This window comes from Nocardia huaxiensis, from assembly GCF_013744875.1.
GTDB classification, from domain to species: Bacteria; Actinomycetota; Actinomycetes; order Mycobacteriales; family Mycobacteriaceae; genus Nocardia; species Nocardia huaxiensis.
Genome location: NZ_CP059399.1, coordinates 2,418,370 through 2,434,483, shown reverse-complemented (window position 1 = coordinate 2,434,483; position 16,114 = coordinate 2,418,370). Strand labels below are relative to the sequence as shown.

The window sequence follows — 16,114 nt, the reverse complement described above, 5'->3', positions numbered from 1 at the left end:
CCCCGCAACACATGGGGGAATTCCATTGGCCAAGTTCAACAATGGTTCCAGCGGCTACGCCATCGCCGCCACCGCGGCGACCTCGCCCGTCCGATCCGCACAGCTGCCGTCCGGCCGCACCCACCAGGGCGCGCCCGGCTACGAGCGCACGCCGCAGAGCGAACTCTTCCTGCTCGCGGTGTCGAACATGGTGGGCGAGAACACCTTCTACGAGAGCGGCGCCGCCCGCGACAGCCGCTACGCGGCCCTGATCCACGAGGCCACGCTCACCGACCCGGAGTGGACCGCGCGCTTCCTGCGCTGGCTGCGCACCGAGGCCAATATGCGTTCCGCCGCCCTGGTGGGCGCGGCCGAGTTCACCGTGGCCCGGCTGGTCGCCGAGCAGCCCGGAATGTCGCGCCAGGTCATCGATTCCGTGTTGCAGCGCGCTGACGAACCCGGTGAGCTGATCGCCTACTGGCACGCCAATCACGGTCGCGCCCTGCCCAAGCCGGTCAAGCGCGGTATCGCCGATGCCGTCGGCCGCCTGTACAACGAACGGGCACTGGCCAAGTGGGACAGCGCCGCGCGCAGCATCCGCTTCGGTGACGTGCTGGAACTCGTGCACGCCGCACCGTCCGCCGACAAGCCGTGGCAGGGTGCGCTTTTCGCGCACGCCATCGACCGCCGGCACAACCGCGAGAAGGCCATCCCGGACGGACTGTCCATGCTGCGCGCCCGCGAAGCGCTGCTGTCGATCCCGGTCGCGAAGCGCCGCAACCAGTTCAGCAATCCGGAGCGGGTGCGGGAGACCCTGCGCGCGGCCGGGATGACCTGGGAGTCGGTCGCGGGCTGGCTGCAGGGTCCGATGGACTCGAAGGTGTGGGAGGCGCTGATCCCCTCCATGGGCTACATGGCGACGTTGAGAAATCTGCGGAACTTCGACGAGGCCGGAGTCTCGGACGTCGTGGCCGTGGATGTGGCTGCGCGTCTTGCCGATCCCGCGCAGGTCGCCGCCTCCCGGCAGCTGCCCATGCGGTTCCTGTCGGCGTACCGAGCGGCCCCGTCGCTGCGCTGGGGTCACGCCCTGGAGCAGGCGCTGAACCACTCGCTGGCCTCGGTGCCCGCGCTGCCCGGCCGCACCCTGGTCCTGATCGACACCTCCGGGTCGATGGAATCCGTCTTCTCCAAGGACGGATCGCTGCGATTCTGGGATGCCGCAGTGGTTTTCGGCCTCGCGCTGGCCTCGCGCTGCGCGGACGCCGATGTCGTCTCGTATTCGCAGGGCGGCCGCTGGTACAACCAGACCTACCCGGACAGCCTGGTATTCCCCACGCGGGCAGGCGAATCGGTGTTGCGCGCGGTGGACCGGTGGAAGTCCGACGGCTACTTCATCGGCGGCGGCACCGACACCGCCGGTGCGGTGCGCCGGCACTTCGCCGGCCATGACCGTGTGGTCATCCTGACCGACGAGCAGGCCACCGGCCACGATGTCGGCCGGGCGCTGCCCGCGCGGGTGCCGCTGTACACGTGGAATCTGGCGGGCTACCGCCACGGCCACGCCCCCAGCGGTTCCCGTAACCGGCACGCCTTCGGCGGCCTGTCCGATGCCGCGTTCGCCATGATCCCGCTGATCGAGGCGGGTGAGAACGCGGATTGGCCGTTCTGAGAGGTGAATTCGCCGCGCCCGCTGGCAACCAGGAGCGGGCGCGGCGAATTCGGCGCGAAGAGCGGCGGTAGCGCCCCCGGCTCCACCCCCAAGGGGAACCGGGAGGGATGGGCGCTGCCGGCTCCTCGCGCGGGGCACCGGCAAAGGGAGGTCTGCCGGAAAGTCTCAGCGCGCGCCACCCGGGGGCCACTCACCAACCACATCGGGCGGGCGCTTCGACACCCGGCTATCAGCCTAGAAACCCAGCGCCACTCCAGCTATCGGACGAATGCCCTAATTCTCGTCGCCGATCGGCTCCGCGGTGAGATGCGAGAACGCGGTATCGAGCGGAATGTCGACCGCGAACCAGGCCGCCGGGCGCTCGTCGTCGCGCGGGCCCCACGCGGTCGCGATGCACAGCCGAACCGCCTCCGGCGCAACCAGTCCCGGCAGATGCCAGGCGATCCGCAGCGAATCCTGATACCGCACACCGTATTCGCCGGACCCGGCGGCGTCGGCGGTCGGCAGCAGCTCCACCCAATCACCCGGCAGCAACCGGCCGTCGGCGGCCTGCATGGACAGCAACTCGTCGTCCGGCCCGCCGATCGACACCGTGAACTGCTCGGTATCCGCGGTCACCGCCGCCAGGCACTCCCCCGGATCCGCGCCCCCGTCCGCCTCGGCGGGCAGCCCGGTCAACTCGGCCGCCACCATCAATCCCGAGATCCCTGTACCGGCCGCCACCTGCCACACCGCCGCCCATGTGGGCACCGCCGCCCCACCATCCCACGCCGGCACCTCGATGGGCCCGAGCAGCAGATCGACCGTCGCCCCGCGCCGTTCCCACCGATGCAGATGCGCCCCGTTGGCCAAGCGCCACACCGCATCCGGCTGCGCCGACAGCGCATCGGGCCCCAGCGCCACGGAGAATTCGACGATGCCGAGCGGAGTGTGGATCACAGCGGGCCGCTGCTCCACCTGAGCCAGATTGCCGGTCGGAAGCATTCGCCCATCATGCAGGGTCGCGATCGGCCGCGGACCGGCATCCCCCTTTACAGACGACGGCCCCGGTCCGTCCGGACCGGGGCCGCAAGCCATTTGAGTGTTCAGGCGGAGCTGTCCGAGGACTCCGGCTTCGGGGTCTCGTTCTCCCGCTTGGTGATTCCGTGCTCGGTGCCCTCGTCGGCTTCCTGATCCGGTTCCGGGTTCTCCGGGGAGAACGTGGCGGGCAGGTTCTTGATGTGCTTGTTCATATTGCGAATGAGCAGCACCGTGCCCGCGAGCAGAATCAGGACGATGACGAGCCCCAGCGGCGACGCCTTGCCGAACTCGGGTCCGGTCGGGTTGGTCGGGGACTGGGCGAGCAGGGTCAGGATCATCGGTCGGGGTCCTCGGTGTCGGCGTCGTCGATTCCCGCGAACAGGTCGGTTTCCGGGATGGCGGTCTTCACCCGGGTCTTGGCCAGTTCGAATTCCTCGGTGGGCCACAGCCGCTGCTGCATCTCCGTCGGAATGGCGAAGAATGCCCCGTTGGGGTCGATCTGCGTGGCGTGCGCGCGCAGGGCGTCGTCACGCTGGGGGAAGTATTTGGCGCATTCCACCTGGGTGGTCACCCGGGCCATGATGTCGCCGCGTTCGGCGGCGAACTTGCGCATCCGGTCCATCCACTCCTGCATGGGGAACGGTTCACCGATGCGCTCGTATTCGTCGGCGAAGATCTCCAGCCGGGTGAGGCTGAAGCCGTGGTTGTAGTACAGCTTCAGCGGGGTCCAGGGTTCGCCCGCGTCGGGGAACTGCTCCGGATCTCCGGCCGCCTCGTAGGCCGCGACCGACACCTTGTGGCACATGATGTGGTCGGGATGCGGGTACCCGCCCATCTCGTCGTAGGTGGTGATGACGTGCGGCTTGAATTCGCGCACGACCCGCACCAGCGCTTCGGTGGCCTCCTCGAGGGGCACCAGCGCGAAGCTGCCCTCGGGTAGTGGCGGCAGCGGATCACCTTCCGGCAGACCGGAATCCACATAGCCGAGCCAGGTCTGGCGCACGCCGAGCGCGTCGGCCGCGGCCGCCATCTCCTCGCGGCGCACCTCGGCGATGCGGTCCTTGATGCCAGGGGTGTCCATGGCGGGATTCAGGATGTCGCCGCGTTCCCCGCCGGTCAGCGTGACGACGAGGACCTCGTTCCCCTCGGCCGCATACCGGGCGGTCGTTGCCGCGCCCTTGCTGGATTCGTCGTCGGGGTGGGCGTGTACCGCCATGAGGCGAAGACCACTCACTTCTCGTTCACCTCACCGATCACAGTTGTCACCTCATCGCTCTCCGCCGACTCCGGGCAGGGGGTGTCCGATCTCCTTCCCTATAGTTCCATCCGACCGACATTTGTTCCGACCTACCCCCCGGGAGCGTTGCGCCATGAGCGAAAGACCGGCCGACCGGTACGGAATCGCGCCGCGCAAGAACCGCCGCTGGCTGCCCTACGCCCTGGGCGCGTTCGTGATCGTCGCGGGACTCGTGGTCGCCTTCCTCGGCTACCGCACCTACGGCCCCAAGGACATCGAACCCGAACGCCTCGGCTACACCGTGGTCGACGACTCGACGGTCGACGTGGATTTCAAAGTGACCCGCAAGGATCCGGGTAAACCGATCGTCTGCTACGTTCGGGCCCTGACCGGTGACAGCACCGAGGTCGGCCGCCGCGAAGTTCTCGTCCCGGCCTCCGACAGCGGAACTGTCCGGCTCACAACGAGGTTGCGCACCACCGAGCGCGCCGGCGCGGCGAACATCTACGGATGTAGCGACAAGGTTCCCGCTTACCTTCGCGCCGGGTGAAAAGTCCGGTACGCAACCCGCTTTGATGCTTCTACCTGCATCTTTGCAAATCGTGCTAAAATGGCCCGATACACGGTTCCGGGGTTCGGAGCCGTGTTTGCTTGCATTGGCGGCAGGTGCTGTCGGGATTCTCCCCCAGGATCGCTCTAGCCGTCCACTGTCGTTGTGCCTGCCTCCGGGTGGGGTTCAGCGGCGGGTATCAGGGAATCCCGGCTCTGCCGGGGACAACTACTAGGGAGTGATCGAGATGACTGAGACAGTGACCTGGCTGACACCGGAGTCGCACGAGAGGCTCAAGGGCGAGCTCGACGCGCTCATCGCCAACCGTCCGGTCATCGCGGCCGAGATCAACGAGCGTCGCGAAGAAGGCGATCTCAAGGAGAACGGCGGCTACCACGCGGCGCGCGAGGAACAGGGCCAGCAGGAGGCGCGCATCCGCCAGCTGCAGGAACTCCTCAACAACGCCAAGGTCGGCATTGCCCCGACCAAGTCCGGCGTCGCGCTGCCCGGCTCCGTCGTCAAGGTCTATTACGACGGCGATGAAACCGACACCGAAACCTTCCTCATCGCGACCCGCGAAGAGGGTCTGGGTCGCGCCGACCTGGAAACCTACTCCCCGAGCTCCCCGCTGGGCGGCGCCCTCATCGACGCCAAGGTCGGCGAGACCCGCGAATACACCCTGCCCAACGGCAACACCATGAAGGTGACGCTGGTGAGCGCGGAGCCGTACCACAGCTAGGAATTCGAACCACGGATTTCACGGCCCCCGGTCATGCAGCGACCGGGGGCCGCATTGCTGTCCGGGGCGAGAACGACGAAGGGCCGCACCGGCTTCGGTGCGGCCCTTCGTCGTGGGTTCGGAGACGAGCCTCGCCCGCGCCTCTGGGGGGTTCGGGGGCAAAGCCCCTGAGAGCCCCCCGAGGGTTAGGAGAGTGCTTGCTCCAGGTCGGCGAGGAGGTCGCTGATGTCCTCGATGCCGACCGAGAGGCGGACGAGGTCCGCGGGGACCTCGAGGGCGGAGCCGGCCGTGGAGGCGTGCGTCATGGCGCCCGGGTGCTCGATGAGGGATTCCACGCCGCCGAGGGACTCGGCGAGGGTGAAGAGCTTGGTGCGGGCGCAGAAGTCCAGGGCGGCTTCCTTGCCGCCGTGCACGCGGACCGAGATCATGCCGCCGAAGCGGCGCATCTGCTTCTGCGCGATGGTGTGGCCCGGGTGCTCGGGCAGGCCCGGGTAGATGACCTGGGCGATCTTCGGGTGATTGGACAGGAATTCGGCGATGGTCTCCGCGTTGTCGCAGTGCCGGTCCATGCGCAGGGCCAGGGTCTTGATGCCGCGCATGGTCAGGAACGCGTCCATCGGACCCGGCACCGCGCCCGCACCGTTCTGCAGGAAGGCGAACTTGGCGTCCATCTCCTGATCGTTGGTGATCAGCGCACCGCCGACCACATCGGAGTGCCCGCCGATGTACTTGGTGGTCGAGTGGATGACGATGTCCGCGCCCAGCAGCAGCGGCTGCTGCAGGTACGGCGACGCGAAGGTGTTGTCCACCACCAGCTTCGCCCCACCCTTGTGCGCCACATCCGCGATAGCCGCGATATCGCCGATGTTCAGCAGCGGATTGGTCGGCGTCTCGATCCACACCAGCTTGGTGTTGGGCCGCATGGCCTTGGCCACCTCGTCGGCGTCATTGACCGCCGCCACCGAGTACTCGATCCCCCACTGCGTGAAGACCTTGTCGATGAGCCGGAAGGTGCCGCCGTACGCGTCGTTCGGGATCACCAGATGATCGCCGGGCCGCAGGTTGGCGCGCAGCGCACAGTCGGTGGCCGCCATACCGGAGGCGAAAGCCCGCCCGTACGTACCCGATTCGAGCGCCGCCAGATTCGCCTCCAGCGCCGTGCGGGTCGGGTTGCCGGTGCGCGCGTACTCGTACCCGCCGCGCATCCCGCCCACCCCATCCTGGGCGAAGGTCGAACTCGCGTAGATGGGCACGTTCACCGCACCGGTCTGAGGGTCCGGATCGAACCCGGCGTGCACGGCCCGTGTGGAGAAACCCAGCTGATCGCTCATGAGCCGAGTCTATTGCGCGCACGGATCGCCACAGATTCGCGGTGCCCAACCTCACTGTCCCGGACCTGCTTCGTGGTCCGCTCCACGCATCCGGGCGCCCTCGGTCGTTGTCCGCGCGAGGCGCTGCTCCTAGGGTGAGGCCATGGTCACCGTGGACGAACTCTTCGCTATCGACTCCCTGCTCTCCGATGAGGAGAAGGACATTCGCGACACTGTGCGCGCGTTCGGGGCGGAGCGGCTGCGGCCGAATGTGGCGGAGTGGTTCGAGGCGGGGACGTTCCCGGTGCGGGAGATCGCACCGGAGCTGGGGAAGCTCGGGCTGTTGGGGATGCACCTGGAGGGGTACGGGTGCGCGGGGACCTCGGCTACCGCGTACGGGCTGGCCTGCATGGAGGTGGAGGCCGTGGATTCCGGTGTGCGGTCGCTGGTTTCGGTGCAGGGGTCGCTGGCCATGACGGCCATGCACAAGTACGGGTCGGAGGAGCAGAAGCAGCGGTGGCTGCCGGAGATGGCGGCGGGGCGGGTGATCGGGTGCTTCGGGTTGACCGAGCCCGATTTCGGGTCGAATCCGGGCGGGATGCGGACTCGGGCCAAGCGGGACGGGGACGACTGGATCCTCGACGGGTCGAAGATGTGGATCACCAATGGGTCCGTGGCGGATGTGGCGATCGTGTGGGCGCAGACGCTCGAAGGTGAGAAGCAGGTGATTCGCGGGTTCGTAGTCCCCACGGACACACCGGGATTCAGTGCGCGGGAGATGCATCACAAGCTGTCGCTGCGGGCGTCGATCACGGCCGAGCTGTCGCTGGACGGAGTGCGGTTGCCCGCGGACGCGATGCTGCCCAATGGGCGTGGATTGTCCGCTCCGCTGGGCTGTTTGAGCGAGGCGCGGTTCGGGATCATCTTCGGTGCGCTGGGCGCGGCACGTGACTGTCTTTCCGCCACAATCGATTACGCCAAGACGCGCGAGGTGTTCGACAAGCCGCTGGCCGCGTACCAGCTGACGCAGGCCAAGCTGGCGGATATGGCGGTGGAGCTCGGCAAGGGGCAGCTGCTGGCGCTGCACCTGGGCCGGCTGAAGGATCGCGGGGAGCTGCGCGGCGAGCAGGTCAGCGCGGGCAAGCTCAACAGCACGCGGGAAGCCATCGCCATTGCGCGCGAATGCCGGACCATCCTCGGGGCCAATGGCATCACCCTCGAATATCCGGTGCTGCGCCATGCCAACAACCTCGAGTCGGTGCTCACCTACGAGGGCACGGCGGAGGTGCATCAGCTGGTGCTGGGCGAGGCGCTGACCGGATCCAAAGCCTTCCGCTGACCGGCGTCCCACTCAGCGGTGCGCGATATCTCACAGCGGCCGCGTGAATGCCGGGTGATTGCTAGTATCGGCCGGTGTTCGGCTCCGCGTTGCTCGTCGTTTCGGCGCGAAAGACTTTGACCCGCCTGAACCGCACGCATGGAGCCCCCGCTCGACTGGCCGCCCAGGATTTCCCGGCGCTGTCGGCGGAGATCGACCAGCATGCGGCGGCGGTCCGCGACATTCTCGATGTGGGAGTGCGCAATTCCAGCATGGTCCCGGCCAGCGTGCTGCTGGCCGGATACGCCCGCGGCGTGCTGGAAGACCTGCACGACTTGGACATTCCCGTCCCGGCCGAACCGGACGACTGGCGCACCGCCGACTGGATCCACCTGCGGCTGGCCGCGGTGTGCGCGCTCGCCCGCACGGACTGAGCCGAGTACTTCCACCCGTCGACTTCCGACAGGCGAGCACGATTGTTTGCTACAGCATCCCCGGATTGTTGCCAGACTCCGGCTGTCCGCCCTGCCCCGGCATGGGCTGACCGCCCTGACCCGGCATCGGCTGACCGTAGCCGTGCTGCTGACCGTAACCCTGCTGGCCGTATCCGGGCGGGACGGGCCGCTGCTCGGCCCACTTTCCGGGCGGCATCTGCTGGCCGGCCATGACCTGCTGGCCCATCATGGCCTGCTGCTGCGCCATCTGCTGCTGTTGCGCCTCACGCTGCCGGGCGGCATCCTCGCGGCCGCGCTGATACGCCTCGGCATGCCCCTTCACCTCGGGCATCTCGTTCTCGATGGTTTCCAGCCAGCCTTCCCAGCGCTGCTGCATCGGCTTGATCAGACCGCCGCCGACGCCCACGATCAGCACACCGCCGATGATGGCGAGCACGGTGATGAGAATCGGCATGGTGACCGAGGTGCCGACCCCGATCTGATTCAGCGCGGCGATGATGCCGACGCCCCAGATGAACACGGCCGCAAAGCGTCCCAGCATGCGCCCGTAGGACAGGCCGCTGAGCATATTGGAGATCATGTCCTGCACCACGCGGGCGATCGCCCCGGCGATGCAGACGATGATGATGGCCACCGCCAGCCTGGGCAGCCAGGCCACGATGCCATTGAGCATGGTGCTGATCGGGTTCGGCCCGAACACCCCGAAGCCGAGCTGCAGGGTCAGCAGCAGAACCGCGTAGTAGGCCAGCTTGGCGATGATGCCGGTGGCGTCGTAGCGCCCACGCGCCAGCATCTCCTTGATGCCGCCGCGTTCCACCAGCCGGTCGAATCCGACCCGGTGCAGCACCTCGGTGACAAGGCGCGCAACGATTTTCGCGACGATCCAGCCGATGAGCAGGATGGCCAGGAAGCCGACGAACTTCGGCACGAACATGGCGATGTTGCTCCAGGCGTCGGAGAGCCCGTCCTGGATGTTGATAGCCAGAAAACTCGAGGTGCCCATGAACCCCGTCCCTTCGCTATCCGCGGCCCCGACCGTGTTGCCGGAACTGCTCCAAGCGGGTTTATACCCCTAACAGAACACCCGAACCGGCAGTTTGCGAAAAAGTTGCCGATTCGGGTGCCTGTTATTTGCCAGAGATCAAGAGGAGGGCTCTCCGGCGGTGCGCTCAGTACGCGCTGAAGACGTTGTCCATGGAGCCGTAGCGGTGCGCCGCGTAGTTGCAGGCGGCCACGATGTTCGCGACCGGATCCCAGACGTCGAACGGGGTGCCCTCGACGTGGTAGGCGGCGAAGGTCGGGTCGATCACCTGGAGCAGGCCCTTGGACGGGATGCCCATGGCGGCATTGGAGTCGTACAGGTTGATGGCCTGCGGGTTGCCCGAGGACTCCCGGATGATGTTGCGGTAGATGCCGTCGTAGCTGCCGGGGATGCCCTTCTGGGACATGATGTCCAGCGCCTGGCGGATCCAGCCGTCCAGATTGTCCGGGTAGACCGGCGGCGCGGGCGGGAGGGCCACGGCGGGCTCGGGCATGGGGGCCGGGGCCGGCGCATCGACGGGCGCGGGCTGGACCTTGGCCTCGTTGGCCGGGGCGGCGGGCGCCGCGGCGGCCAGGGTCGCCTGCACGGCGGCCGGCTTCACATCGCTGTTGGCGGCGCCGGCTGCGGTGACGATGGATCCGAAGACGCCCAGGGCGAGGGCGGCGGTGCCGACGGTGCGGGCGGTGGCAACCGCCTTGCTACGTCTGGCAGGGTCACTCAGTGCGGTCAGGGCATTTTTGGGCATGGCGGAGTTGATTCCTGTTCGGTTTCGGGCTCGCAGGCCTGGGGACCCAGCGCAGTTTTCGGGCGCGCGCCATCACGGCGCTTGCCCGCGCACTGGGGGCTGTTGTCCGTTGCTGTTGTGAAACCCGTTACGGGCCAATGGAATAGACGCTGTCAGGAGGTCAGCGGGTGACAGTGACGGCCAGGGTGGCCGCGGCGCCTCATCGCACCGGTGTCGTGATCACGTTCCGCACGTTTTCGACATCTCCTTGCGTCATTCAGACTTGTGGTCTGTTTCCGACAAGGTCACAGCTTGATTGCGCTTAGTTAACACAGCCTGAACCAAAAGTGAACAGCGGGTGAATCGGCTCGTTCGGCACCTTCGGGACCTGCATTAATACAAGCGCTGACCTGGTGATCCGAGTCCAAACACAAAGTGTTTCAGATCACAGAAGAATTTAGGCCCCGCGGAGCGATATAGCGATATTTGCCGTTTTTTCGGCGTGTCGCATGCTGCGTGTCGGCATTTGATAACCCTCGCCGTGATCTTTCAGCAAACAACAATAGTTAATTCTTTTCACATCAATAACACGAATAACACGCATAAAGGACCCTGCGATCGCACTGCGCGGCCGGTCAGAGCCCACTACTGTCGATTCATGGCATCGATTCGGGTCACCGAGGTGCTGGCCGCACTCTCCCTGACGACCGACCTCGCCACCGGAATGCCTTTCGAAAAAGGCCTGGCAGTTTGCCTTTTGGCGAATGCCGTCGCGGAGCAGGTCGGCCTGGACGAATCCGGCCGCCGCATCGTCTTCCACGCCGCCCTGCTCGGCGCGGTCGGCTGCACCAGCCGGGCCTCGGAGAACGCCGAATCCTATGCCGACGACATCGCCTTCCAGCAGGCGTATCACACCCTCGACCCGGGTGACCCGGGCGTTTTCGCCGCCCAGATGAGCAGCTTCGGGCAGTGGGCCCCGCAGCAGCAGGCCGCCATGCGCGAGCGCTTCATCACGAACGCGCCGAAAGGCGCGCCCATCGCGGTCCGCTCGGTGTGCGAGGTCAGCCGGGCGCTGGGACCACGGCTGGGCCTGCCGGAGGCGGCCGTGGTGGCCCTCACCGAGGTGAAGGAACGCTGGGACGGGCTGGGCGCGCCGGATCGGCTGCGCGGCGACCAGCTTTCGCTCACCGGGCGCATCCTGCACCTGGCCGAACAGGCGGTGCTGGCGTTCCGGACGCGGGATCGCGGTGCCGCCCTCTCCGAATTGCGCCGCCGCGCGGGCGGGCACCTGGATCCGGAACTGGTGGCCGTGTTCGCGGCCGATCCGGACGCGGTGTGGGGCGTGCTCGACGAGAACGATCTGCTGACAGCCGTGGTGAGCGCGGAACCCGGGCTGCCGACCATCATCCGGCCGGAGGATCGTGATCAGCTGTGCGCGGCCATGGCCGTCGTCGTCGACCTGAAAGGCCGGTATCTGCTGGGTCATTCGGCGCATGTCGCGCAATTGGCCGACGCCGCAGCCGAACTCGCGGGCATGAACCGCACCGATCGCGCCACCCTGCGGGCGGCCGCGCTGCTGCACGATATCGGCCGGGCGGGCATCTCCAGCTCGATCTGGGACCGGCCGGGGCCGCTCGGCGCGGGTGATTGGGAAAGGGTTCGGCTGCACAGCTATTGGACCGATCGGGTGCTGCGCCGCTGCCCCAGCCTCACCGATCTGGCGGAGATCGCGGCAGGCCACCACGAACGCCTGGACGGCAGCGGCTACCACCGCGGCGTCCGCGTGCACGACCTCTCCCCCTCGGCCCGGATACTCGCCGCCGCAGACGTTTTCGCCGCCATGACCGAGGAACGCCCGCACCGCCCGGCCCACAAGCCCAGCGAGGCCGCCGCGCAACTGTCCGCCGAGGCCGCCGCCGGTCGCCTCGACCGCGACGCCTGTTCCGCCGTGGTCGAGGCCGCCGGGCTGCGCAAACCCCGCACCGAATACCCGTGCGGTCTGACCGAGCGCGAGGTGGACGTGCTGCGGCTGGCCGCGCGTGGGCTGTCCAATCGTCAGATAGCGGCCGAACTGGTGTTGTCGGAACGCACCGTCGGCCACCATCTGGCCCACATCTACGACAAGACCGGCCGCCGAACCCGCGCCGGCGCAGCCGTTTTCGCCATGGAATACGGACTGCTGCCCGGATAGTCCGCGCCCGCCCCGGCAGCCCGGGTGCAACGCGATCGCCATCACGCGGGCACTGCGCTGCGACTCCGACAGCAGGACCTCGTACTGATCCTTGATCATCTGCACGAGATCGAGGCGTTCCTCACCCTCGCCGAGGAACTGCACTTCCGGCGCACCTCCGAGCGGCTGTGCCTGGCGCAGGGCCGAGTCAGCCAGACCATTCGCAAACTCGAACGCCGCATCGGCGTACCGCTTTTCGAACGCAGCAGCCGTCAGGCCGCGCTCACGCCGACCGGACGGCAGTTGCACGCCGACCTGGCTCCGGCCTATCAGGCGGTACAGCAGGCCATCGAATGTCCCGGCCGAGCATCACCTACGTCCCGTTCCACGACGCGCCACCCGTCGAATACGGATTGATCCGGCGGCGCGGCGAGGACACGCCCCGGATGCGCGCGTTCATCGAGATCCTTCGCGAGCACGCGGGCGTTCCGGGATAGGTCGTTCGACCGATGTGGGGCGGGTCGGGGCACCGCGACGATGGGTGCACACCGCCGCGGAACACGGTTGTTCCGCCGGAGACCGAAGGGGGTTCTCCGACAGGCGGTTCCACTTCCCGCACTGACGGAGATCCCCCATGAACGCCAACTTCCGGCCCAGCAATGCCGATATCGTCGGCACCCTGTACCGCGCTTTCGGCACCGGCGATATCGCCTACATCCTCGACCAGCTCAGCGACGACGTCGCCTGGGACGCCGACTGGAACTCCAACTCCGCGCAGCTCGCCGGTGTCGCGCACATGGCCGCCCGGAAGGGGCCGGCCGAGGTCGCGGAATTCTTTGCGCTGCTGGCCGATTGGACGTTCCACGAATTCACCGTGCTGGATGTGATCGGCACGGACGGGCAGGTGGCGGCGGAGATCCGGGTCGATGTGACGCTGCCCGGCGGGACCCGCATCACCGATGACGAACTGCATCTGTGGAGCTTCGACGCGGACGGGAAGGTCACCCGGTTCCGCCACTATGCCGACACCGCCAAGCACATCACCGCTGCGGTCGGGGGGTGATGTCTTCTACCTCAACTGTTTTCGCCTGAGTTTCGATACGGGCGGCCCGGTCCTGCCCGGCCGGGCCGTCGTCGTGCGGCAGGTGCGACGCGGTCAGGCGGCGGCGCGAGCAGCCGCCACCGGCTCGGCGAGCTGCTCGGAATCCGGATCGGGGCTCGCCGCGGTCGGGACCGGCGCGGGCGGGGTGAAACGCCGCAGGCCGCGCATGACCAGCGGCAGCATGAGCACCATGAGCAGCAGGCGGACGCTCTGCACGCTCGTGATGAGCGGCATGTTCGCCTCCATGTTCTCGGCGGCGGCCAGGACGGCGTTGATGCCGCCGGGCGTGGTGGCCAGGTAGAGATCCGAGAGTTCCAGGTCCACGAGGTAGGCCAGGCCGAAGGCGAGGCCGCCGACCAGCACCGACAGCGCCACGATGGCGGCGGTCATGCCGGGGATCATGCGGGCCATCTCGCGGACCACGCCGCGGGTGAAGCGCGTGCCGACCTCGAAACCGATGAGGACGAACAGCAATTCCTTCAGCAGGTTGGTGGGCGCGTAGCCGTGGCTGACGCCGAAGGCGGTGAGCACCGCGGTGATGATCATGGGGCCGATGAGGGCGGGGTTCGGCAGCCGCAGGTAGCGGCCGAGCCGAATGCCGATGAGGCACAGCATGACCGCGATGGACAGGCCCGCGACCTGATCGCCGCGGCCGACGATCATCCAGTGCGGCAGGTCCGGGTTGGTCACTCCCCCGCCGAGGGTTGCCGCGCCGAAATCCGTTCTGTCCCCGTCGTCCAGGAGTACCGCCAGCGCGGGGGCCGTCAAGGCCACCATGGCCACGCGCAGGTACTGCATGAAGGCGACCCGGCGCGGATCGGCGTCCAGCTCGTCGGCCACCGCGACCACGGCTGCCGACCCACCAGCCAGCAATCCCAGTGTGGCGGTGGGCAATTCGACCTTGGCGAGCCGGGCGAAGACCACCGCGATGCCGATGCTCACCGCCACCGTGGCGGCCGTGATGGCCAGGACCGGAACGAGATCCCAGCCGATCGACGACAGCAACTCGATCTGCAGGTAGCTACCCATGAGCACGCCCAGCATGGCCTGCACGCCGGTGTTCACCTCACGCGGCATCGGCGTGGGCAGCCGTCCGATCACCGCCAGCCCGGCGCCCACCACGATCGCCACGATCATCTGCGGCGCGGGGAACCCGGTGCGCTCCAACAGCTCCGCGATGCCCAGCACCGCGGCCAACAGAGCCACCCACGAGATCGCCTGCCACCGGTTCATACCCCGCGATCCTGCTCGCCGAGTATGAACTCCCAGTAACAGGGCAGTTATCGTGGCCGACGCGCCGACGTGATTCCTACCGCACCCCCGAACACGCTGTTCCGGAGACCACCCGATCAGGGTGAGCGCAATCCGTGTGCCCCGCGGCACACGGTGGTACGCCTAGCCGCTCAGTGGCCCAGTTGCCCGGTGCTGAGGAAGCCGAGGAGGTCGTGGCGGGTGATGACGCCGACGGGCTTGCCGTCTTCGACGACCATGAGGGCGTCGGTTTCCTCCAGGGCCTTGCGGGCCGAGGAGAGGGGTTCGCCGGAGCCGATGAGGGGGAAGGCGGGGCTCATGTGCTGGGCCACCGAGTCGGTGAGCTTGGCGCGGCCCTCGAAGACGGCGGAGAGCAGGTCGCGTTCGGTGACGCTGCCCGCGACCTCGCCGGCCATGATGGGCGGTTCGGCGCCGACGACCGGCATCTGCGAGACGTTGTATTCGCGCAGGATCTCGATGGCGTCGCGGAGGGTTTCCGAGGGGTGGGTGTGCACCAGGTCGGGGAGGCTGCCGGACTTGCCGCGCAGGATCTCGCCGACGAGGACCTCGGTGGTGGAGCCGTCGAGGCTTTCGCGCAGGAAGCCGTAGGAGCTCATCCACTGGTCGTTGAAGATCTTGGACAGGTAGCCGCGGCCGCCGTCCGGAAGCAGCACGACCACAACGGCATCGGGGTCGCGCTCGGCGACCTTGAGCGCGGCCACCACGGCCATGCCGCAGGAGCCGCCGACCAGCAGGCCCTCCTCGCGGGCGAGGCGGCGGGTCATCTCGAAGGAGTCGGCGTCGGAGACGGCGATGATCTCGTCCGGGATGGCCGGGTCGTAGGCCGACGGCCAGAAGTCCTCGCCGACGCCCTCGACCAGGTACGGGCGGCCGGTGCCGCCGGAGTACACCGAGCCCTCCGGATCCGCGCCGATGATCTTGACCTTGCCGCCGGAAACCTCCTTGAGGTACCGGCCGGTGCCGGTGATGGTGCCGCCGGTGCCGACGCCCGCCACGAAGTGCGTGACCTTGCCCTCGGTGTCGCGCCAGATCTCCGGGCCGGTGGTCTCGTAGTGCGAGGCCGGGCCGCCCGGGTTGGAGTACTGGTTCGGCTTCCACGCGCCCGGGATCTCGCGCACCAGGCGATCGGAGACGTTGTAGTAGGACTGCGGGTCCTCCGGCGCGACCGCGGTCGGGCACACCACGACCTCGGCGCCGTAGGCGCGCAACACATTGCGCTTGTCCTCGGAAACCTTGTCCGGGCAGACGAATACGCACTTGTAACCGCGCTGCTGCGCGACCAGGGCCAGGCCCACACCGGTATTGCCGGAGGTCGGTTCGACGATGGTGCCGCCGGGCTTCAGCAGGCCGGCCTCTTCGGCGGCGTCGATCATCTTGACCGCGATGCGGTCCTTCGAGCTGCCGCCGGGGTTCAGGTATTCGACCTTCGCGGCCACCAGTCCCGAGTTCGGGCCCACCACGGAGTTCAACCGAACGAGCGGGGTGTTTCCGATGAGATCGACGACGTGGTTAGCGATGCGCATACCC

Annotated in this window: 16 protein-coding genes; 8 read left to right on the top strand and 8 right to left on the bottom strand. The window is 67.8% G+C overall.

All coding sequences use genetic code 11. The features are described from left to right. Positions 1-25 precede the first annotated feature (25 nt). A complete protein-coding gene (locus H0264_RS10840) occupies positions 26-1,648 on the top strand; it encodes a TROVE domain-containing protein (protein WP_231083175.1) in 1,623 nt (540 codons plus the stop codon). Between the two features lie 273 nt (positions 1,649-1,921). Here H0264_RS10840 and H0264_RS10835 read toward each other — a convergent pair whose 3' ends face one another. The 3 genes from H0264_RS10835 to mca form a co-directional block, all read right to left on the bottom strand. Continuing rightward, positions 1,922-2,632, bottom strand: a complete 711-nt coding sequence (locus H0264_RS10835) for a hypothetical protein (RefSeq protein WP_181583842.1) — start codon at positions 2,630-2,632, stop codon at positions 1,922-1,924. Between the two features lie 101 nt (positions 2,633-2,733). After that, positions 2,734-3,006 carry a hypothetical protein gene (locus H0264_RS10830; protein WP_181583841.1) on the bottom strand — a complete coding sequence of 91 codons (273 nt, stop codon included), beginning with the start codon at positions 3,004-3,006 and terminating at the stop codon, positions 2,734-2,736. Further along, complete coding sequence (mca, locus tag H0264_RS10825) at positions 3,003-3,884, bottom strand: mycothiol conjugate amidase Mca (protein ID WP_181585439.1); 882 nt, start codon at positions 3,882-3,884, stop codon at positions 3,003-3,005. Before mca ends, H0264_RS10830 begins: the two co-directional genes overlap by 4 nt. A 154-nt stretch (positions 3,885-4,038) precedes the next feature. On the opposite strand from mca, the gene H0264_RS10820 reads away from it, so the two are divergent. Further along, a complete protein-coding gene (locus H0264_RS10820) occupies positions 4,039-4,455 on the top strand; it encodes a DUF4307 domain-containing protein (RefSeq protein ID WP_181583840.1) in 417 nt (138 codons plus the stop codon). 247 nt (positions 4,456-4,702) lie between these two features. Further along, a complete protein-coding gene (gene greA / locus H0264_RS10815) occupies positions 4,703-5,194 on the top strand; it encodes a transcription elongation factor GreA (RefSeq protein ID WP_181583839.1) in 492 nt (163 codons plus the stop codon). Between the two features lie 185 nt (positions 5,195-5,379). Here the strand turns inward: greA and H0264_RS10810 are convergent, their stop codons facing one another. Continuing rightward, positions 5,380-6,525 (bottom strand): cystathionine gamma-synthase, encoded by a 1,146-nt coding sequence (locus tag H0264_RS10810; protein WP_181583838.1) that lies wholly within the window; start codon positions 6,523-6,525, stop codon positions 5,380-5,382. Between the two features lie 142 nt (positions 6,526-6,667). Here H0264_RS10810 and H0264_RS10805 point away from each other — a divergent pair, with 142 nt between their 5' ends. Both H0264_RS10805 and H0264_RS10800 read left to right on the top strand, forming a co-directional pair. Next, a complete protein-coding gene (locus H0264_RS10805; RefSeq protein ID WP_181583837.1) occupies positions 6,668-7,843 on the top strand; it encodes an acyl-CoA dehydrogenase family protein in 1,176 nt (391 codons plus the stop codon). A 74-nt stretch (positions 7,844-7,917) separates the two neighbouring features. Continuing rightward, positions 7,918-8,256: a DUF6401 family natural product biosynthesis protein gene (locus tag H0264_RS10800; protein ID WP_181583836.1), complete on the top strand. Its 339-nt coding sequence runs from the start codon at positions 7,918-7,920 to the stop codon at positions 8,254-8,256. A 49-nt stretch (positions 8,257-8,305) separates the two neighbouring features. Here the strand turns inward: H0264_RS10800 and H0264_RS10795 are convergent, their stop codons facing one another. After that, positions 8,306-9,280: a mechanosensitive ion channel family protein gene (locus H0264_RS10795; RefSeq protein ID WP_181583835.1), complete on the bottom strand. Its 975-nt coding sequence runs from the start codon at positions 9,278-9,280 to the stop codon at positions 8,306-8,308. Between the two features lie 166 nt (positions 9,281-9,446). Next, a complete protein-coding gene (locus tag H0264_RS10790; protein ID WP_181583834.1) occupies positions 9,447-10,064 on the bottom strand; it encodes a transglycosylase SLT domain-containing protein in 618 nt (205 codons plus the stop codon). Positions 10,065-10,701: 637 nt separating this feature from the next. Between H0264_RS10790 and H0264_RS10785 the strand changes: the two genes are divergently transcribed. The 3 genes from H0264_RS10785 to H0264_RS10775 all read left to right on the top strand — a co-directional run bounded on the left by H0264_RS10785 (position 10,702) and on the right by H0264_RS10775 (position 13,276). Continuing rightward, a complete protein-coding gene (locus H0264_RS10785) occupies positions 10,702-12,234 on the top strand; it encodes an HD domain-containing phosphohydrolase (RefSeq protein WP_181583833.1) in 1,533 nt (510 codons plus the stop codon). Positions 12,235-12,258: 24 nt separating this feature from the next. Next, positions 12,259-12,630, top strand: a complete 372-nt coding sequence (locus tag H0264_RS10780; RefSeq protein ID WP_244976155.1) for a helix-turn-helix domain-containing protein — start codon at positions 12,259-12,261, stop codon at positions 12,628-12,630. Between the two features lie 217 nt (positions 12,631-12,847). Then, positions 12,848-13,276, top strand: a complete 429-nt coding sequence (locus H0264_RS10775) for a nuclear transport factor 2 family protein (protein WP_181583832.1) — start codon at positions 12,848-12,850, stop codon at positions 13,274-13,276. Between the two features lie 93 nt (positions 13,277-13,369). On the opposite strand, the gene H0264_RS10770 is transcribed toward H0264_RS10775, so the two are convergent. After that, entirely contained in the window at positions 13,370-14,548 is a 1,179-nt protein-coding gene (locus tag H0264_RS10770) for an AbrB family transcriptional regulator (protein WP_181583831.1), read from the bottom strand. A 170-nt stretch (positions 14,549-14,718) separates the two neighbouring features. Further along, a complete protein-coding gene (locus H0264_RS10765) occupies positions 14,719-16,110 on the bottom strand; it encodes a cystathionine beta-synthase (RefSeq protein ID WP_181583830.1) in 1,392 nt (463 codons plus the stop codon). Between the last annotated feature and the right edge of the window lie 4 nt (positions 16,111-16,114).

Excerpts from the sequence above, each read along its gene's own strand:
- H0264_RS10835 (WP_181583842.1), bottom strand. The coding sequence starts at position 2,632 with ATGCTTCCGACCGGCAATCTGGCTCAGGTGGAGCAGCGGCCCGCTGTG.
- H0264_RS10830 (WP_181583841.1), bottom strand. The coding sequence starts at position 3,006 with ATGATCCTGACCCTGCTCGCCCAGTCCCCGACCAACCCGACCGGACCC.
- mca (WP_181585439.1), bottom strand. The coding sequence starts at position 3,884 with ATGGCGGTACACGCCCACCCCGACGACGAATCCAGCAAGGGCGCGGCA.
- H0264_RS10820 (WP_181583840.1), top strand. The coding sequence starts at position 4,039 with ATGAGCGAAAGACCGGCCGACCGGTACGGAATCGCGCCGCGCAAGAAC.
- greA (WP_181583839.1), top strand. The coding sequence starts at position 4,703 with ATGACTGAGACAGTGACCTGGCTGACACCGGAGTCGCACGAGAGGCTC.
- H0264_RS10810 (WP_181583838.1), bottom strand. The coding sequence starts at position 6,525 with ATGAGCGATCAGCTGGGTTTCTCCACACGGGCCGTGCACGCCGGGTTC.
- H0264_RS10805 (WP_181583837.1), top strand. The coding sequence starts at position 6,668 with ATGGTCACCGTGGACGAACTCTTCGCTATCGACTCCCTGCTCTCCGAT.
- H0264_RS10795 (WP_181583835.1), bottom strand. The coding sequence starts at position 9,280 with ATGGGCACCTCGAGTTTTCTGGCTATCAACATCCAGGACGGGCTCTCC.
- H0264_RS10790 (WP_181583834.1), bottom strand. The coding sequence starts at position 10,064 with ATGCCCAAAAATGCCCTGACCGCACTGAGTGACCCTGCCAGACGTAGC.
- H0264_RS10785 (WP_181583833.1), top strand. The coding sequence starts at position 10,702 with ATGGCATCGATTCGGGTCACCGAGGTGCTGGCCGCACTCTCCCTGACG.
- H0264_RS10775 (WP_181583832.1), top strand. The coding sequence starts at position 12,848 with ATGAACGCCAACTTCCGGCCCAGCAATGCCGATATCGTCGGCACCCTG.
- H0264_RS10770 (WP_181583831.1), bottom strand. The coding sequence starts at position 14,548 with ATGAACCGGTGGCAGGCGATCTCGTGGGTGGCTCTGTTGGCCGCGGTG.
- H0264_RS10765 (WP_181583830.1), bottom strand. The coding sequence starts at position 16,110 with ATGCGCATCGCTAACCACGTCGTCGATCTCATCGGAAACACCCCGCTC.